Genomic DNA, 16,684 nt, shown 5'->3' on the forward strand with positions numbered 1-16,684 from the left:
AAGCCCCTAAGGGTTCACCTTCATCAACGAATCAATGCCTGATAAAGCGTTGTAAACTCTCACCTTCCTGTTTCACGAGGCGGTTCCAGTCGGCCACTTGCAAACGGACTTCCAGCACGAAATCACCCTCCTCGCTAAAACCTTCCTGCTCAATCCCTTTCAGCTGATAGAGCGCACTGCGCAATCTCGCGGCAGAAGGAGGCAACTGCAGGGTGTGATGCACCATGGAGCCAGCCAGCAATTCGGTCAGCGCCGTAAACAGATGCTCACAACCTTCACCAGTCTGGGCCGATAGCCAGACGCGCAACGGGCGCCCCTCGTCATCTCGCTCCAGACCTGCCGGACGATCCGCCAGCTTGTCGATCTTGTTGCAGATCATCAGCTGGGGCCTGTCATCGGCTTCAATCTCGGCCAACACCTGCTGCACGGAGTCGATATTCTCCTGCATCTGCTCATCGGCACAGTCCACCACATGCAGCAGCAGATCCGCTTCACGGGTCTCCTGCAGGGTCGCCTTGAAGGCCGCGACCAGATCATGGGGCAAGTGTCGAATAAATCCAACTGTATCCGCCAAAATCACATCACCCACATCCCGGATCACCAGTTTACGCAGGGTGGGATCCAGAGTTGCGAACAATTGGTCGGCAGCATACACGCTGGCAGCTGTAAGTTGGTTGAACAAAGTGGACTTTCCGGCGTTGGTATAACCAACCAGTGACACCGTCGGTACTTCGTTGCGGTTGCGGGCACGGCGTCCCTGCTCCCGCTGCTTGGCCACCTTGTCGAGCCGACGCAAAATCGCCTTGATGCGTTCCCGCAGCAGACGTCGGTCAGTTTCAAGCTGGGTTTCACCCGGGCCACGCAGACCGATCCCGCCCTTTTGACGCTCAAGGTGGGTCCAGCCTCGCACCAGACGAGTGGAAAGATGGCGCAACTGGGCCAGTTCGACCTGCAGTTTACCTTCGTGGGTACGGGCGCGCTGGGCAAAGATATCGAGGATCAGGCCGGTTCGGTCCACCACCCGGCACTGGAACAGACGCTCTAGGTTGCGCTCCTGGGCAGGGGTCAGGGCATGGTTGAAGATGACGACGTCGGCATCCAGCATCTGGACTTGGGACGCGATCTCTTCAGCCTTGCCACTGCCGACAAAAAATTTGGCACTGGGCGCACTGCGACTGGTGGTAATTACCCCCAGCGCATTGACTCCGGCCGAGCTCACCAACATCTTGAGCTCTTCCAGATCCTCCCGCTCACCCTCATCACTGAAGTTGACATGCACCAGAACGGCCTGTTCGCCAGCTTCATAACGGTCAAACAAGCGCTTGCTCCTTAACAGGAATCATGATGAATCTGAGTTGGCGAGTCGACTCGCCCAGGGGTATCACGCCTCGGCATCACCCTGTTCATCAGCCGCGCCACCCGGAGTGGGCTGGTGATGATTGACGGCACGGGCCGGTACGACAGTCGAGATGGCGTGCTTGTAAACCATCTGGCTCACGGTGTTTTTCAGCAGGATAACAAACTGGTCAAAAGACTCGATCTGACCTTGCAGTTTGATGCCGTTCACCAAATAGATAGAAACAGGAATCCGCTCACGGCGCAGCGCATTCAAAAACGGGTCTTGGAGAGATTGCCCCTTAGCCATTTTTCTTTTCCTTATAGTTTGTTGTTTTTAAACACCGAATATCAATATAACAACCTGATTATACAGGGAGTGTCAAGCCGCACCAGCGCGAGCAAGCACGCGGTCGAGATTGCCAGACTCACCAGATTCCAACCAGGTCACATCGGGCCAGCCGCGCAACCAGGTCATCTGTCGTTTTGCCAATTGGCGTGTGGCAACAATTCCACGATAACGCATCTCATCATACCCCACTTCACCGCACAGGTAGTCCCACATTTGGCGATAACCCACACAGCGAATGGAGGGGAGATCCGGGTGCAGATCGCCGCGCGCCATCAGCGCACGAACCTCCTGTTCAAAGCCGCCTTGCAGCATCTTGTCAAAGCGCTGTTCGATCCGCTGATGCAGCACGGAGCGATCGCTCGGGGCGATGGCAAACTGCAGCACCCGATAGGGCAAGCCCTCCCCCTGCACCTGCGTCAGCTCGGTAAGGGTCTTGCCGCTGATACGGTAGACCTCCAGCGCCCGAGAGAGTCGCTGCGGGTCATTGGGGTGGATCCGCGCCCCGGCCACAGGGTCGATGCGCACCAGCTCGTCGTGCAGCGCTTGCCAACCGCAGCGGGCAGCCTCTTCCTCAATCCCGGCACGAATGGCGGGATCGGCAGAGGGCAGCGGGGACAATCCCTCCAGCAACGCCTTGAAATAGAGCATGGTACCGCCCACCAGCAGCGGAATGCGGCCACGGTCGGCGATCTCTTTCATCTCCCGCAGGGCATCCTTGCAAAAATCGGCTGCCGAATAGCTCACAGCGGGATCAAGAATGTCTATCAGCCGGTGCGGAGCCCGCGCCAGTTCATCAGCGGTGGGCTTGGCCGTACCTATATCCATGCCGCGATAGATCAGCGCAGAATCGACGCTGATGATGTCGCAAGGCAATGCCTGGCACAGTTCAATGGCGAGATCCGTCTTGCCGGAGGCCGTCGGCCCCATCAGAAAAATTGCGGTCGGCAAGTCACTCGCCATGTTCAAACTCCTCCAGCACGGTCGCCAGCGAAAGCGGGCGTACCATGCGAATGTCTGCCAGTTGGTCACTGAAATCAGTCACAAGTTCCGTCAGCAGACGACTGGCAGTTGAAAAATCGTATATCTTCTCGCGGCTTATCCCCTGCTCCACCAGCCATTGGCATAATACTTCAGCCTGCTGACCAGCATCACTGTCAGATCCGCCCTCGATAATTTGCAGCAATTCGGGTAACAGACGCACCAGATCGGTCTGGCGCAGCAGAGCCGGTACCCGAGTCAGGATCATGGTGTCGCGCCCCCCGCTTTTCAACTCCAGTCCCATCCGTTTCAGCAAACGCTCCTGCTCGGTCACCAGCGCGATCAAATTCTTCGGCAATTTGAAGGAGACCGGCAGCAACAGTGGCTGGGCCGCCAGCCCCTGACCCCAGGTCTCCAGCAACCAGTGGCGTAGCAGCACCCGCTCGGCGCGTACCAGCGAGAGCAGGGCCAGCTGATTATCCCGCTCGATCAACAGGTAGGCCTGCTCCACCAGTGTCAGGGCGCGACATCCCCCCTGTTTGGGTGACGGCACCGTGTCGGTGGACTGTGCGGGAGCAGCCTCAGTCGCAGTTGCGATAGGCAGCGTAGTGAGCAGAGCGCCCATGCCGTGCATCGCCTCCCGGCTTGGGGGCTCGGGCGGTTGATAATTGCTGGCTCGGCTAGCCCCACTGCCCCCCTCCAGCACCTGTGCAGGTGCCCGGTAGCTGTGCTCGGCACCGTACCATTCGGGACGTGGCGCCTGACCGGGATATTCAATCTGCGGACTGACCGGCAACTCGACCAGAGTTTCGGCCAGCGGAGTGTCCTGATGAGCGGTGCTCCCCCCTTCGCGGCGCAGCGCGGTAAACAGCGCCTGAAAGATAAAGTCGTGGATCAGCCGCGCCTGATGGAAGCGCACCTCATGCTTGGCCGGGTGGACGTTGACATCTACCTGACGGGGATCCAGCTCGATATAGAGCACATAAGCGGCGAAGCGATCGGGAGGCAGCAGCTCGTCATAGGCCTGACGAATGGCGTGGTTGATGAGCTGTCGCGCATCATCCGGCCGTTGACATAGGTGTATTGCAGATCGTTTTGCGGTCTTGCCCCCTCCGGAGTCGCCAACCAGCCCCACAACCGCACGTCGCTATGCTCGCTCTCCACCGCCAGCGCATGGTGCATGAAGGGGGTGCCGCAAACGGCGGCGAGGCGACGCTCCTGCTCCGGCACGGTATTGGCGGCCTTGTACTGGCGCACCACCTTGCCATTGTGGCGCAGGATCAGGGTGGCATCGAAGCGGGAGAGCGCGATGCGGCGCACCAGCTCGTCGATATGGGCAAACTCGGTCTTTTCGCTGCGCATGAACTTGCGCCGCGCGGGGGTATTGAAGAAGAGATCCACCACCTCCACCGTGGTGCCCACCGGATGGGCCGCCGGCTTGATGGTGACGCTCATTTCGCGCCCTTCCGCCTGGGCTTGCCAGGCTTCGGACTGATCTGCAGTACGGGAGGTGAAAGTGAGACGGGAGACCGAGCTGATGGAGGCGAGCGCCTCACCACGAAAGCCGAGGCTGTTGATCCCTTCCAGATCATCCAGCGTGGCCACCTTGGAGGTCGCATGACGCGACAGCGCCAGCACCAGCTCGTCTTTGGCGACGCCACAGCCGTTGTCACGGATGCGGATCAGCTTGGCTCCCCCTTTGTCGATGTCGATCTCGACCCGGTCGGCCCCCGCATCCAGGCTGTTTTCCACCAGCTCTTTCACCACAGAAGAGGGCCGCTCCACCACCTCTCCGGCTGCAATCTGGTTGGCCAGAATGGGTGGCAAAATACGGATCGGCATCATTTACTCCTGAATTTCTTTCTTGCGGATGGTCAGTCTCTTAAGGCTCCAGGAGGGCCGCTCCACCACCTCTCCACCAACCGGAATCTGGTTAGCAAGGATAGGGGGCAATATACGGATCGGCATCACTTGCTCCTGAATTTCAATCTTGCTGATGTTATTCGCTAACAGCGGGAGCGGCATCGCTCGCTCCCGCGCGTCAGTTTTGCGGAATGTAGAGCACCTGCCCTACCTGAATATTCCGCGACTTGAGCTTGTTGATCTCTACCAGCCGAGCCTGACTCACCCCATGTTTCTCGGCAAGGCGGGAGAGACTCTCCCCCCGCTTGACCACATGGCGGATCATCTGCGACTTGTCGTCACTGCGAACGGGGGCGGCACTGCGGCTCTGCCCCTGCTGGGGGATATAGATGGTCTGACCAATCTGAATATCCCGACTGCGCAGCTGGTTGATCTCCACCAGAGTGGACTGACTCACCCCATGCTTCTCGGCAAGTCGAGAGAGGCTCTCGCCCCGTTTGACCACATGGCGGAGCATCCGCGATTTGTCATAGTCGCCCACACTGCTGACCGGCGCACCGCTCTCTTGCGCTGCCGCCGAGTAAGGCTTGATCACCCCGACTCCGGAGCCGCTCCCAGCACCGCCGTCGCGGGCAGTGGCGGGCATCTTGTTGGTCACCACCGGCTGCGACTGTGTCTGCCTGGGCTGGCTCACCGGCTGCCGGGCTACCGGTGCAGGGCGAGTAGCAGCAGGTTGGCTCACCTGCCCTTTGCCGGTCAGCATGGCCCCCTTGGTCGGGTGGGCGCGGTAGTAGTTGCGGATCCCCTCGAAGATGGCGCGGGCCAGCTGGTCCTGATAGCTGGCGGTGGCCAGCAGCTTCTCTTCAGCATGGTTGGAGATAAAACCGGTCTCCACCAGCACCGAGGGAATATCCGGCGCCTTCAGCACCGCCAGACTGGCATGCTCCGGCGCCTTCTTGTGCAGTCGGGCAACCTTGCCCATGGAGCGCAGGATCTGGCGGCTGACGTCATACCCTTCGGCACGGGACTTGTCCATGGATAGGTCGAGGAAGGTCTGCGCCAGATAGGGGTTGGGATCAGATTCCGCCAACACCTTGCCGACACCGCCCAGCAGCTCGCCCTGCTTCTCCTGCTTCTCCAGCCAGCTGCCCATCTCGCGGTTGGCACGGTTGGTCGACAAGACCCAGACCGAGGCACCACGGGGCGTGGAGTTGTGGAAACTGTCCGCATGGACCGACACCAGCAGATCCGCCTTGGCCTTGCGGGCAATCTCGGAGCGCTTGTTGAGGTCGACGAAATAGTCGCCACGACGGGTCATCACGGCACGCATCCCCGGCTCGCGGTCGATCAGTGCCGCCAGCTTCTGGGAGACCGCCAGCGTCACCCGCTTCTCGTAGGTACGGCGCGGGCCGATGGAGCCCGGGTCTTCCCCGCCGTGGCCCGGGTCGATGGCAATCACCACTCCCTTGCCCTTGCCACCGACAGGCGTGGATTGCACTGCTGCCGCCGAGCGCTTCTCTTCATAAGGCAGATCGATGACCAGACGGTGGCCATAAGGCCCGGCTGGCGCCAACGGAAAGACCACAGGCTTGATGGCGGAGCTGAGATCCATCACCAGCCGCAGACCGCCCTTCTCCAGCGGAGTGCTCTGGCGGATCTTGCGCACCAGTTCGCTGTTGTTCTCGATCCGGGCCAGATTGGCGGCGTTGCTCGCCCCTTTCAGATCGATTACCAGCCGATCCGGGCCGGTGAGGGTGAAGTAGTTGTAATTGGGGGCGCTGCTCATATCGAGCACCACCCGGGTGTTATCCGGTGATGGCCAGATTCGTACGCTCTTGAGCTGATTCGCCCAGGAGGGTAACGCCATCAAGGAGAGAGCAATAACAAGGATCAAGCGCACGTAGATGACAACCGTTCCAGAATGGCTTCGCCAATAGCAGAGCGAGCCTCTATCAGAACCTCGCGCTGCTCGCCTACATAGGTGAGGGTAATTTCCAGGTCGGGAGCCGGTAACCAGCCCTCGCCCTTCTCGGACCACTCCACCAGACAGAGAGTGTTGGCGGCAAAATAGTCCCGAATGCCCATGAATTCCAGCTCTTCCGGATCAGCCAGGCGATAGAGATCGAAATGGTAGACCTGCCAGCCATCGAGCTCATAGGGCTCGACCAGGGTGTAAGTTGGGCTTTTTACCTTGCCCTGATGGCCAAGGCCCTGCACCCAGCCGCGTGTCAGGGTGGTTTTACCGGCGCCAAGCGTGCCATGCAAAAACACTGTGGTCGCCTGCTGGCAAGCCTGTGCCAGACGGCCACCCAGTGCCACGGTTGCTGCCTCGTCCGGCAGTGTCATCATCAACTGTTTTGCCATGTTCTTCTTTTTAACTTGTAATGGTGTCGGGATTAACCAGTTTGCGGATCAGCGGCAGCAAGTCTGACGCCAGCATGCCCCGCTCGCCGTCGGCGGCGGCCTGATCTGCAGCCTCACCGTGGATCACGGCGCCCAGCCAGCTTGCCATGGTGGCAGACCAGCCCTGGGCCAAAAGGGCGGCGATTATACCAGATAACAGATCGCCCATGCCGCCACTTGCCATGCCGGGATTGCCTTCACAACAGAGAGCGACCCGCTCGCCGTCATAAATAAGTGTTCCGGCCCCTTTTAACAACACCACACCGCCATAGCGCCGCTGCAGCGCCTGCACGGCGGCAAACCAATCGCTTTCAATCTCGGCAATGGAGCATCCCAGCAGGCGCGCCGCTTCACCGGGATGGGGCGTGAGCACCCAATTATCCTGATGGCGGGGAGATTGCGCCAGCCAATTCAATCCATCGGCGTCCAAAACCAGTGGCAGCCGTTCGGTGAGATAACGGGCGATTTGCGCTCTTCCCCACTCATCCTGACCGAGCCCGGGGCCAATGACCCGCACCGACGCCCACCCCTCGTCATCTGCGGTAGTGAGACTCATCAGTTCGGGTTGATAGAGGCTGACCGGCGGATGTTCCGGATGCTGACACACCCGCACCAGCCCGGCCCCCGCCCGCAGGCAGGCGCGGGCAGCCAGCACGATGGCCCCCTGCATGCCGCGATTGCCCCCCACCAGCAGTACCTTGCCATAAGAGCCCTTGTGGGAAGCGCGCGGACGCGGGGTCAGCTGCGTGCTGAGCTGCGGATAATCGATACGCCAGGCGGCGGGCAGCATAGTGTCATCAGGCGTCACGCCAAGGGGATCGCAGTCGAGCTGGCCGACGCAATCCACCCCGTCGCCGGTGAGCATCCCCTGCTTGATACCGATAAAGGTGAGGGTGCGAGTGGCCTGCACCACAGCCCCCATGGCACGGCCGGTATCGCCGTTGAGGCCAGAGGGGAGATCCACCGCCAGCACGGGCACAGCCAAGCCATTGATTGTTGCGACGATCTTTGTCAGTAGTGGCGAGAGGGGCGTGTTGACGCCGGTGCCAAGCAGGGCATCGACCACCAGATCCGGGGCGGAGTGTTGGGTATCATCAAACTGCTCGGCCAGCCAGACCCTGCCACCGGCCGCCAACCACTCATCGGCGGCCTGTTTGGCATCCCCCTTCAGCTGGTCGGGTGCCCTAGCGGCAATCACCACCACCTCGATGCCAATCTGGCGGGCAAGGCGGGCCAGCACATAGCCATCACCGCCGTTATTACCGGGGCCGACGAAAATCCACCAGCAGCGACTGTCGGGCCAATGCAGGGTGGCATAAGTACGCAGCGCGGCACCGGCTCGCTCCATCAGGGCATAGAGAGGTTGCCCCTCACGCGCGGCCCAGTTGCGCTCCAGTGCGCGGATCTGTTCAGTCTGCCACAGCCCCTGTGGTAAACTGCCCCCCTCTTTTGTGCCCAACGCGCCCCTGATGATCTCTACCATGACGGCTCCCGCCTCCTATCAATCGACCCACGCCAGCAAACTCCGGCCAGGCCAAGCCGCATGAGCGCACCTGACTTCCACCAGCTGGCCCACGATATCAAGCTCTGGGCACGGGAGCTAGGTTTTGACCAGGCGGGCATCACCGACACCGACCTGCGTATCGAAGAGCCGAGATTGCAGGCCTGGCTGGATGCGGGCTATCACGGCAGCATGGATTACATGGCGCGCCACGGCATGATGCGGGCGCGCCCCCACGAGCTGCTGCCGGGCACGGTGCGGGTGTTGTCGGTGCGGATGAACTACCTGCCGTTCGAGGCGGGCTTCGCCGCTACCCTGCGCGATCCGACTCTGGGCTATATCAGCCGCTATGCCCTCGGTCGCGACTACCACAAAGTGCTGCGCAACCGGCTCAAACAGCTGGGTGAGCGCATCGAAGCGCGCTGCGCCGAGCTGTTTCAAGGCACTGAAGAGACCTTGGGTGAGTGGCGCCCCTTCGTCGACTCCGCCCCCATCCTCGAGCGGCCACTGGCAGCCAAGGCGGGCCTCGGCTGGGTTGGCAAACACTCACTGCTGCTCAACGAATCGGCCGGCTCCTTCTTCTTTCTCGGTGAGCTGTTGCTCAACCTGCCGCTGCCGGTCGACCAGCCAGTGGAGAAGGAGCAGTGCGGCAAGTGTGTCGCCTGCATCAACATCTGCCCGACCGGCGCCATTGTCGCCCCCTATGTGGTAGATGGCCGCCGCTGCATCTCCTATCTCACCATCGAGAATGACGGCCCTATTCCGGAAGAGTTCAGGCCCTTGATGGGCAACCGCATCTACGGCTGCGACGACTGCCAGCTTATCTGCCCCTGGAATCGCTATGCCGATGCCAGCCCGGAACCCGACTTCAGCCCCCGCACCAGCCTGCACCGCCCGCCCCTGCTGGCGCTGTGGTGCTGGAGCGAGAGCGATTTCCTCAAACAGACCGAGGGGAGCCCGCTCCGCCGCATCGGCTATCAACGCTGGCGCCGCAATCTGGCAGTCGCCCTTGGCAATGGCCCGGCAACCCCCGAGGTGATCGCGGCCCTGCAACTGGGGCGGACCACCGCCGAGCCCATGGTGGCCGAACATATCGAATGGGCGCTGGCCACCCTTGCCCGGCGTCAGGATGAAGAGAACAAGAAGACCCGTTTGCTGATCCGCTGCATCGAAAAAGGTCTGTCGGATCACGCATAAGTGATCTGCCCCTTGCCGGATTGCAGCACTTTTTTCATGCTCTGCCGACCTGCAGTGCCCATAACAGCGTGGTCACTGCAAACTGCTCGGCACACAACAAGGACAACACAGATGCATATGTTGGGAGTGGATATTGGAGGCTCAGGGATCAAGGGCTGTCTGGTGGATACCAAAACCGGCGAATTGATTGGCGAGCGCCATCGCATTGCCACACCGCAACCGGCCACCCCGGCCGCCATCGCCCATACCCTCAAGGCGCTGGTCGAACATTTCGACTGGAAAGGGCCGGTAGGCTGCGGCTTTCCCGCCACCATCCACAACGGGGTTGCCAAGAGTGCCGCCAACATCGACAAGAGCTGGATCGAAACCGATGCCGAGCATCTGTTTGCCGATGTCACCGGCAAGCCCTGCTATGTGCTGAATGATGCCGATGCCGCCGGTCTGGCCGAGATGCGCTTTGGCGCTGGCAAGGATCGCAAGGGGGTCATCATCCTCATCACGGTCGGCACCGGCATCGGCACCGCCATCTTCGTCAACGGCCATCTGCTGCCCAACACCGAGCTGGGCCATCTGATGCTGGAAGGAATGGTCGCCGAGCACTACTGCTCCGATGCGGCGCGCAAACGGGAAGATCTCTCCTGGAACCGCTGGGGCAAGCGTTTCAACAAGTATCTGGCGCGCCTCGAGTTTCTCTTCTCCCCCGACCTCTTCATTCTGGGGGGCGGCAGCGCAGCCAAGCTGGATAAGTTTGTCGATCGCATCGAGACCCGGGCGCCGCTTATTCCGGCGGCCAGCCTCAATCAGGCGGGCATTATCGGGGCCGCCCTCTACGCGGCCGAGCAGCAGGGCTGACCGACGCTCACTGCAAGTCAGCAGATACCAATTGAAAGGGCCCGGCACTGCTGCCGGGCCCTTTTGTTTTGCGGTCATCTTGCGTGTTTGGCGCTTATCACCCGTTACATGTCGTCGAGTCGGTGCACTCCGTGCACCAGTCGGGTCAGTCGGGTCTGCTCCAGCCTGGCCAGATTCTCAAGCAAGGCGGTGGTGGCCGGTGTCGGGCACTCCCGGGCCAGATGACTCAGTTCGCCCACCAGCTGCTCTTCCCAACGGCATACCTGAGTGACGATATCCTGGGTCTGGACTGATGCCGGCAGCTCGAAGCGGGTAATGGCAGGCAGCATATCCTCGCTGAAACTCTGGTTCAGCCAGGTCTCCCTGACCGCCTCTCCCAGCTGAGCAGCATATTCGTGCAGATGGGCACTGGCCGCATCCTCACGCCCTTGCAGATAGACCAGCAACATCCGGCTGCGTTCGCTGTCCACCTGACTGGTCAAACGCCCGTAACAGAGTCCGAGCTGGTGATGAACCTGCTCAAGATAGTGCAGCAACTCTTTGATCTGTTGGAATCTCATCGCACTGCCCTCCATGCTTGTCGACGTCATTAGTATAAAAAACCGGCGCCACCGACCCAATCCCTATCCGAGCCCCCCTTGCGCTGCATCAAGGTTGACGCCGACAAAGTAGCGATCAGGTGATCCGGTCACGAATAGGGAACGATTTGTGCAGCAATTTGTGTAACGATGGAGGAGCATCAGGCTCGACAGCAGATGTGAACAGAAACGGGCTGACACACTAATAAAACCAGCATTTACCCGATATAAACCATCTTTAATTCGGTTATGTGCCGCAGAGACGAAACAGGATCTGGAAGAGCAACAATACCATCCTGATCGTTATCTGCCTGACAGAAATCCTTATCACTTTTTTAGACGTCTAGACGTAAAAACATGCGTTGACATGGCCATCCAGACATCTTAGCATCATCCTCCATGATGACAGAGTAACCCAGTGGAACCTCTGCCCAATTTCCCCGCCTGTAGCGCCCTGTGCTTTAAGGCTGTTAGCACGGAAGAATCCATGATTAAGTTGATCGGTCTCAACAAAGTCTACGGTACAGGCAGTGACGCCGTGCACGCCCTGCGTGATGTGAGTCTGCATGTACCCCAAGGCAAAATTTTCGGGGTGATCGGTGCCTCCGGTGCCGGCAAGAGTACCCTCATTCGTTGTGTCAACCTGCTGGAGCGTCCGACAGAGGGCCAGGTGATTGTCGATGGCCAGGATCTGGTCGCCCTGAGTGAACGGGATCTGACCCAGGCTCGCCGCCAGATCGGGATGATTTTCCAGCACTTCAACCTGCTTGCCTCCCGCACTGTGTTTGCCAACATCGCCTTTCCACTGGAGCTGGCAGGCTGGAGCAAAGAGAAGATCCAGCAACGGGTTGCCGAACTGCTGGCGCTGGTCGGGCTGGAAGCCCGTGCCCAGGCCTATCCGTCCGAGCTTTCCGGCGGTCAGAAACAGCGCGTCGCCATTGCCCGCGCACTGGCACCGGCCCCCAAGGTACTGCTCTGTGACGAGGCCACCTCGGCCCTCGACCCGCAGACCACCCGCTCGATCCTGACCCTGCTCAAGGAGATCAACGTCAAGCTGGGGCTCACCATCCTGCTTATCACCCACGAGATGGATGTGGTGAAGGGGATCTGTGACGAAGTGGCCATCATCAGCGATGGCCGTCTGATCGAACAGGGCGAAGTGGCCTGGTTCTTCAGTAATGCCAAAACCCAGCTGGCACGTGACTTCATCCACTCCACCATCCATCTGGAGGTACCGCAGGAGTATCAGGATCGGATGAGCAGCGAGCGGGTGCCGGGTAGCTACCCGCTGGTGAAGCTCGGCTTTACCGGCAGCACGGTCGATACGCCGCTGATCTCCGAGGCGAGCCGCCGTTTCAATATCGACATCAGCATTCTGAGCGCGGACATCGAATACGCAGGTGGCGTCAAATTCGGTTTCCTGCTGGCCGAGCTGTTCGGGGATGAAGCCCAGTGCGAGGCGACCCAGCAGTTTCTCATCGACAACCACATTCAGCTGGAGGTAATGGGTTATGTCAGAAGCCATGATTAATCTGCTCATCACGGCCCTGGGCGACACCCTGATCATGGTGTTTGCCTCCGCTCTGTTCGGCTGCCTGCTGGGTCTGCCGCTCGGCGTGGCACTGCACGTGACCAAGGCGGGCCAGATCCTGGCCAACCCCTTGCTCAACCGTACTCTGGGTATGGTGGTCAACGTGGGTCGCTCGGTGCCCTTTATCATCCTGCTGGTCGCCATCATTCCGCTAACCCGGCTGATTGTCGGCACCAGTATCGGCACCATCGCCGCCATCGTGCCGCTGACTGTCGGCTGCATCCCTTTCATCGCCCGTCTGGTGGAAGGGGCCCTGATGGAGGTGCCGGACGGCCTGCTGGAAGCGGCCAAGGCGATGGGCGCCAAGCCGCTGCAAATTATCACCAAGGTGCTGCTGCCCGAGGCTCTGCCCGGCATCCTCAACAGTGTCACCATTACTCTCGTCACTCTGGTGAACTACTCGGCCATGGCCGGGGCCATCGGTGGCGGTGGTCTGGGGGATGTGGGTATTCGTTATGGTTATCAGCGCTTTGACCCGACCGTCATGCTGGTGACCGTGGTTATCCTGGTAGTACTGGTTCAACTTATCCAGAGCGCGGGTGAGCGCCTGGTCAACAAATGTGATCATCGTTAATCGTCGATTTCTGACAGGAGGTTTTATGAAATTTGGCATCAAATCCGTTGCGGCTGCCCTGCTGGCTGGTCTGGTTCTGGCCGGTTGCGGTCAAAAAGAAGAGAGCAAGGTTCTGAAAGTGGGCGCTATTGCCGGCCCGGAGACCGAACTGGTTGAAGTGGCTGCCAAGGTAGCCAAAGAGAAATACGGTCTGACAGTCGAGGTGGTCAACTTCTCCGACTACGTCACCCCGAACGTGGCGCTGAACGATGGCAGCATCGACGTCAACGCTTTCCAGCACAAACCCTATCTGGATGCGCAGGTGCGTGATCGCGGCTTCAAGCTGGAGCCGGTTGGCAACACCTTCGTCTACCCGATTGCCGGTTACTCCAAGAAGATCAAGGCGCTGAGCGAGCTGCAAGATGGCGCCCAGATCGCGGTACCGAACGATCCGACCAACCTGGGTCGTTCCCTGATCCTGCTGGCCAAACAGGGTCTGATCACCCTGAAGGATGGTGCCGGTCTGGAAGCGACCGTACTGGATATCGCCAGCAACCCGCGTAACTTCAAGATTGTGGAACTGGAAGCAGCCCAACTGCCGCGCTCGCTGGAAGATGTGGACTTGGCCATCATCAACAACACCTTCGCCGGTCAGATTGGTCTGACCCCGACCGAGAACGGCCTGTTTGTTGAAGACAAAGAGTCCCCCTATGTCAACCTGATCGTCGCCCGCGACAACAACAAGGATGACGAGAAGGTCAAACAGTTCGTACAAGCTTTCCAGACCGATGATGTCTACAAGAAAGGTCTCGAGCTGTTCAAAGGCGGCCTGGTAAAAGGTTGGTAATTGCTCACTCGGCAAAAAAGGCCACGCAATGCGTGGCCTTTTTTATTGGCGCCGCTATCATATCCGCGAGCACGGCAACACGAACATACTCATAACATGAAAAAATGGTATCTGGCCTACTGCAAGCCAAAAGAAGAGGCCCGCGCCCGCGCCCACCTCGATGCCCAGGGTATCGAATCCTATTACCCCATGGTGGAGATCGAGAAGCTGCGCCGGGGCAAGCGAGTTCCGGTACGGGAACCCATGTTCCCCAACTATCTGTTTATCTTCGTTGATTTGGAAGAGGTAACACCGGTCACCCTGAAATCGACCCGCGGCATCAGCCGGATCATCCACTTTGGCAGTGAATGGACCCCCATCAGCAGCAAGCTGGTCTATCAGCTGATGAGTCGCGATGACAGCGATGAGGCGAGAGCCAGCTACGCCAGCCTGCCCTGCTCGGGCGACAAGGTGCTGATTGAAGAGGGGCCGCTTGCCGGCTTCGAAGCCATCTATATGGAGCCGGATGGAGAGAAACGGGCGATTTTGCTGGTCAGCCTGCTCAACCGGGAGACAACCAGCAGCTTCGACAACCACACCTTCAGACGTCTGGACTAAACCCACGGGCCAGACGGCCCAGTGCATGGCATTAGCAATGGCGGGATGATCCCGCCATCTCACGCATCAAGATCAAAACGGGCGATGACCGCCTTCAGCTTGCCGGTATCGCCAGCCAGTCTGGCTACGATCTCCTCCCCCTGCTGACTACGCTGACAGGATTGCCGACTGAGCGCGGCAATGTCGTCGACCGTCCCGGATACCTCGGCGGCCACCCGCGACTGCTGCTCGGTTGCCACCGAAATGGCCTCCAGCTGGCCCGACAGCGACTGTACCAGCTGGTTCATGGCACTCAGGGTATCGGTCACCAATCCAACTGCATCCCGTCCTTGCTCTACCAAACGGGTACCACTGCTGACGGTACTCACCGTCTGGCGAGTCTGCTGGGAGATGGCCGCAATAGTCTGGCTGATCTCGGCGGTTGATTGATGGGTGCGGGTCGCCAGCTGGCGTACCTCGTCAGCCACCACCGCAAAACCGCGCCCCTGCTCGCCTGCCCGCGCCGCCTCGATCGCCGCATTGAGTGCCAGCAGATTGGTCTGCTCGGCTATAGTGGCGATCACCTCTGTGATCTGCCCCACCTGTTCACTCTGATGCTCCAACAGCCCCATGGCTTCGTTGGCCTGTCCAATCATGGCGGCAATCTGCTGCATGGTATCGCTCATTCGTGCCAGCGCGGCCTCTCCCTGACGGGTCTGCCGCCGCACCTGATGGGCACTATCCGCCACACCGGCAATGTTGCCAGCCACATCACGGGCACTCACCGACATCTGATCGATAGCCGCCGCCACCGCATCGACCCGTTGATCCTGCGCCGTCAGATCCGTCACTATGGCTCTGGTGGTGCTGCCCACATCGAGACAGGCCACCTCGACCTGCCCCACTGCACCCTGCAACTCCCCGACCAGATGATGTAACTGGGCAGACATCCGGTTGATGGAACCGGTCAACTCTCCCAACTCATCCTGCCCTGTTATCAGCAAGGGCTCGGCCGCCAGCTGGCCATCCGCAACCTGCCCCGCCCGGGTCACCAGACAGGCAATGTCACGGGTCAGACGGCGACTAAAGAGCCAGGCGACCACCATGCCAAGCACGATGGCGCTGCCGGTAGCCAACAGCAGTGTCTGGTTGATGGCCCTCCCGGCTCCGGTCATCTGCGCCGAAATCTGATCCACCTCGGCACGGGTTTTCCCCACCTGCTGGACCAGCTGCTCACTGAGGCTGGACTGCATCGGCTCGATGTCGGTGGCCATCAGGTAGTTTGCCTGATCCCAATCCGGAGCCTGGCGCTTCTCGATCACCTGCCCCACCAGCTCGGAGAAGGGGGTAGCCATCTCTTCAAACAGCTGCCAGAGGCTCTGCTGGGTGTCGGTAAAGAGCGCGGCTTGCTGTTTAACCTCAGCCACACGCTGCTGATGAAACTGGTAGTAATCCTGATACTTGCTGCGGTATTCGGGGTCACCTGAGATGAGAAAATCCCGCAGGGCTGAGAGAGAGTTGGCGAGGCTGTTGTAGGCATCCCCCACCTGTTTGAGCAGCATGCGGCGATCGCCGGAGAGTTGCTCCTGCGGTGTAGCAACTTCTTCATTGGCAAAGGATTGCAACTGATCGAGCGCCGCCTCTGCCAACGGCCCCGCCTCCTGCAACATCAGGGTGTGAGCGGGCAGATTCTCTTCGCTCTGGGCGATGGTCCACACCTTCTCCTGATGGCTTTTGAAAGTCTCGAGAGACTTGGCAAGCGCCGGACTGAAGGCCTGATGGGCAATGGCCTGCCAGGCCGACTCCCACTCCTGCTTGAGGCGGGAAGCCTGAGCCGGATCCTTGCCGAGGATCAGATAGCCACGCAAGGCAGAAACGGTGGCAACCAGCGCCTTCTGGCTCGCCTCATCCCGCTGCAAAGCGGGCAGCGCCTGCTCCAGCAGGGTGTGTTGGGCCTGATTTATCTGGGTCAGCCGGTAATAGACCAGCGTGGAGGAGAGCAGGATCAGCAGGTTGATAAAACCGAAGCTGAGCAGCAACTTGCTTGAGATTTTCATG

Annotated in this window: 15 protein-coding genes and 1 pseudogene; 6 read left to right on the forward strand and 10 right to left on the reverse strand. The window is 60.0% G+C overall.

The annotated features are described in order from the left end of the window. Positions 1 to 31: 31 nt before the first annotated feature. From hflX to ACTG27_RS12645, 8 genes and pseudogenes are all read right to left on the reverse strand, one after another. Entirely contained in the window at positions 32 to 1,318 is a 1,287-nt protein-coding gene (hflX, locus tag ACTG27_RS12610; protein ID WP_005339043.1) for a ribosome rescue GTPase HflX, read from the reverse strand. A gap of 63 nt (positions 1,319 to 1,381) precedes the next feature. After that, positions 1,382 to 1,645: an RNA chaperone Hfq gene (gene hfq / locus ACTG27_RS12615; protein WP_005339045.1), complete on the reverse strand. Its 264-nt coding sequence runs from the start codon at positions 1,643 to 1,645 to the stop codon at positions 1,382 to 1,384. 72 nt (positions 1,646 to 1,717) lie between these two features. Beyond that, positions 1,718 to 2,647, reverse strand: a complete 930-nt coding sequence (gene miaA / locus ACTG27_RS12620) for a tRNA (adenosine(37)-N6)-dimethylallyltransferase MiaA (protein WP_439979756.1) — start codon at positions 2,645 to 2,647, stop codon at positions 1,718 to 1,720. Beyond that, positions 2,637 to 4,507 (reverse strand): annotated as a pseudogene (gene mutL, locus ACTG27_RS12625) (DNA mismatch repair endonuclease MutL). The gene miaA and the pseudogene mutL overlap by 11 nt, the downstream one beginning before the upstream one ends. Before the next feature lie 3 nt (positions 4,508 to 4,510). Further along, on the reverse strand, positions 4,511 to 4,690 hold the full coding sequence (locus tag ACTG27_RS12630) for a hypothetical protein (protein WP_439979757.1): 180 nt from the start codon (positions 4,688 to 4,690) through the stop codon (positions 4,511 to 4,513). Between the two features lie 16 nt (positions 4,691 to 4,706). Next, the gene (locus tag ACTG27_RS12635; protein WP_235664768.1) at positions 4,707 to 6,395 is read right to left on the reverse strand and encodes an N-acetylmuramoyl-L-alanine amidase; all 1,689 of its coding nucleotides are present in this window, start codon (positions 6,393 to 6,395) and stop codon (positions 4,707 to 4,709) included. A 23-nt stretch (positions 6,396 to 6,418) separates the two neighbouring features. Continuing rightward, a complete protein-coding gene (tsaE, locus tag ACTG27_RS12640) occupies positions 6,419 to 6,892 on the reverse strand; it encodes a tRNA (adenosine(37)-N6)-threonylcarbamoyltransferase complex ATPase subunit type 1 TsaE (protein ID WP_005358296.1) in 474 nt (157 codons plus the stop codon). Positions 6,893 to 6,902: 10 nt separating this feature from the next. Then, positions 6,903 to 8,414, reverse strand: a complete 1,512-nt coding sequence (locus ACTG27_RS12645) for an NAD(P)H-hydrate dehydratase (RefSeq protein WP_439979758.1) — start codon at positions 8,412 to 8,414, stop codon at positions 6,903 to 6,905. A gap of 60 nt (positions 8,415 to 8,474) precedes the next feature. On the opposite strand from ACTG27_RS12645, the gene queG reads away from it, so the two are divergent. Next, on the forward strand, positions 8,475 to 9,629 hold the full coding sequence (queG, locus tag ACTG27_RS12650; RefSeq protein WP_439979759.1) for a tRNA epoxyqueuosine(34) reductase QueG: 1,155 nt from the start codon (positions 8,475 to 8,477) through the stop codon (positions 9,627 to 9,629). Positions 9,630 to 9,740: 111 nt separating this feature from the next. Further along, entirely contained in the window at positions 9,741 to 10,481 is a 741-nt protein-coding gene (ppgK, locus tag ACTG27_RS12655; RefSeq protein ID WP_005339062.1) for a polyphosphate--glucose phosphotransferase, read from the forward strand. A 104-nt stretch (positions 10,482 to 10,585) separates the two neighbouring features. Here ppgK and ACTG27_RS12660 read toward each other — a convergent pair whose 3' ends face one another. Continuing rightward, positions 10,586 to 11,041, reverse strand: coding sequence for a hypothetical protein (locus tag ACTG27_RS12660; RefSeq protein WP_064338722.1), 456 nt, complete (start codon positions 11,039 to 11,041; stop codon positions 10,586 to 10,588). Positions 11,042 to 11,546: 505 nt separating this feature from the next. Between ACTG27_RS12660 and metN the strand changes: the two genes are divergently transcribed. From metN to rfaH, 4 genes are all read left to right on the forward strand, one after another. Beyond that, a complete protein-coding gene (gene metN / locus ACTG27_RS12665) occupies positions 11,547 to 12,590 on the forward strand; it encodes a methionine ABC transporter ATP-binding protein MetN (protein WP_005339067.1) in 1,044 nt (347 codons plus the stop codon). Then, the gene (locus ACTG27_RS12670) at positions 12,571 to 13,224 is read left to right on the forward strand and encodes a methionine ABC transporter permease (protein WP_005339070.1); all 654 of its coding nucleotides are present in this window, start codon (positions 12,571 to 12,573) and stop codon (positions 13,222 to 13,224) included. The genes metN and ACTG27_RS12670 overlap by 20 nt, the downstream gene beginning before the upstream one ends. A 25-nt stretch (positions 13,225 to 13,249) precedes the next feature. Further along, positions 13,250 to 14,050, forward strand: coding sequence for a methionine ABC transporter substrate-binding lipoprotein MetQ (gene metQ, locus ACTG27_RS12675; protein WP_421222463.1), 801 nt, complete (start codon positions 13,250 to 13,252; stop codon positions 14,048 to 14,050). A gap of 96 nt (positions 14,051 to 14,146) precedes the next feature. After that, positions 14,147 to 14,647: a transcription/translation regulatory transformer protein RfaH gene (rfaH, locus tag ACTG27_RS12680; protein ID WP_005339074.1), complete on the forward strand. Its 501-nt coding sequence runs from the start codon at positions 14,147 to 14,149 to the stop codon at positions 14,645 to 14,647. 59 nt (positions 14,648 to 14,706) lie between these two features. Here the strand turns inward: rfaH and ACTG27_RS12685 are convergent, their stop codons facing one another. Further along, positions 14,707 to 16,683: a HAMP domain-containing methyl-accepting chemotaxis protein gene (locus tag ACTG27_RS12685; protein WP_439979760.1), complete on the reverse strand. Its 1,977-nt coding sequence runs from the start codon at positions 16,681 to 16,683 to the stop codon at positions 14,707 to 14,709. Position 16,684 lies beyond the last annotated feature (1 nt).

Origin of the sequence: Aeromonas sp. 97A (assembly GCF_051919185.1) — a bacterium.
GTDB lineage: Bacteria > Pseudomonadota > Gammaproteobacteria > Enterobacterales > Aeromonadaceae > Aeromonas > Aeromonas veronii.

Excerpts from the sequence above, each read along its gene's own strand:
- hfq (WP_005339045.1), bottom strand. The coding sequence starts at position 1,645 with ATGGCTAAGGGGCAATCTCTCCAAGACCCGTTTTTGAATGCGCTGCGC.
- miaA (WP_439979756.1), bottom strand. The coding sequence starts at position 2,647 with ATGGCGAGTGACTTGCCGACCGCAATTTTTCTGATGGGGCCGACGGCC.
- ACTG27_RS12630 (WP_439979757.1), bottom strand. The coding sequence starts at position 4,690 with ATGCCGCTCCCGCTGTTAGCGAATAACATCAGCAAGATTGAAATTCAG.
- ACTG27_RS12635 (WP_235664768.1), bottom strand. The coding sequence starts at position 6,395 with ATGGCGTTACCCTCCTGGGCGAATCAGCTCAAGAGCGTACGAATCTGG.
- tsaE (WP_005358296.1), bottom strand. The coding sequence starts at position 6,892 with ATGGCAAAACAGTTGATGATGACACTGCCGGACGAGGCAGCAACCGTG.
- ACTG27_RS12645 (WP_439979758.1), bottom strand. The coding sequence starts at position 8,414 with ATGGTAGAGATCATCAGGGGCGCGTTGGGCACAAAAGAGGGGGGCAGT.
- queG (WP_439979759.1), top strand. The coding sequence starts at position 8,475 with ATGAGCGCACCTGACTTCCACCAGCTGGCCCACGATATCAAGCTCTGG.
- ppgK (WP_005339062.1), top strand. The coding sequence starts at position 9,741 with ATGCATATGTTGGGAGTGGATATTGGAGGCTCAGGGATCAAGGGCTGT.
- ACTG27_RS12660 (WP_064338722.1), bottom strand. The coding sequence starts at position 11,041 with ATGAGATTCCAACAGATCAAAGAGTTGCTGCACTATCTTGAGCAGGTT.
- metN (WP_005339067.1), top strand. The coding sequence starts at position 11,547 with ATGATTAAGTTGATCGGTCTCAACAAAGTCTACGGTACAGGCAGTGAC.
- ACTG27_RS12670 (WP_005339070.1), top strand. The coding sequence starts at position 12,571 with ATGTCAGAAGCCATGATTAATCTGCTCATCACGGCCCTGGGCGACACC.
- metQ (WP_421222463.1), top strand. The coding sequence starts at position 13,250 with ATGAAATTTGGCATCAAATCCGTTGCGGCTGCCCTGCTGGCTGGTCTG.
- rfaH (WP_005339074.1), top strand. The coding sequence starts at position 14,147 with ATGAAAAAATGGTATCTGGCCTACTGCAAGCCAAAAGAAGAGGCCCGC.
- ACTG27_RS12685 (WP_439979760.1), bottom strand. The coding sequence starts at position 16,683 with ATGAAAATCTCAAGCAAGTTGCTGCTCAGCTTCGGTTTTATCAACCTG.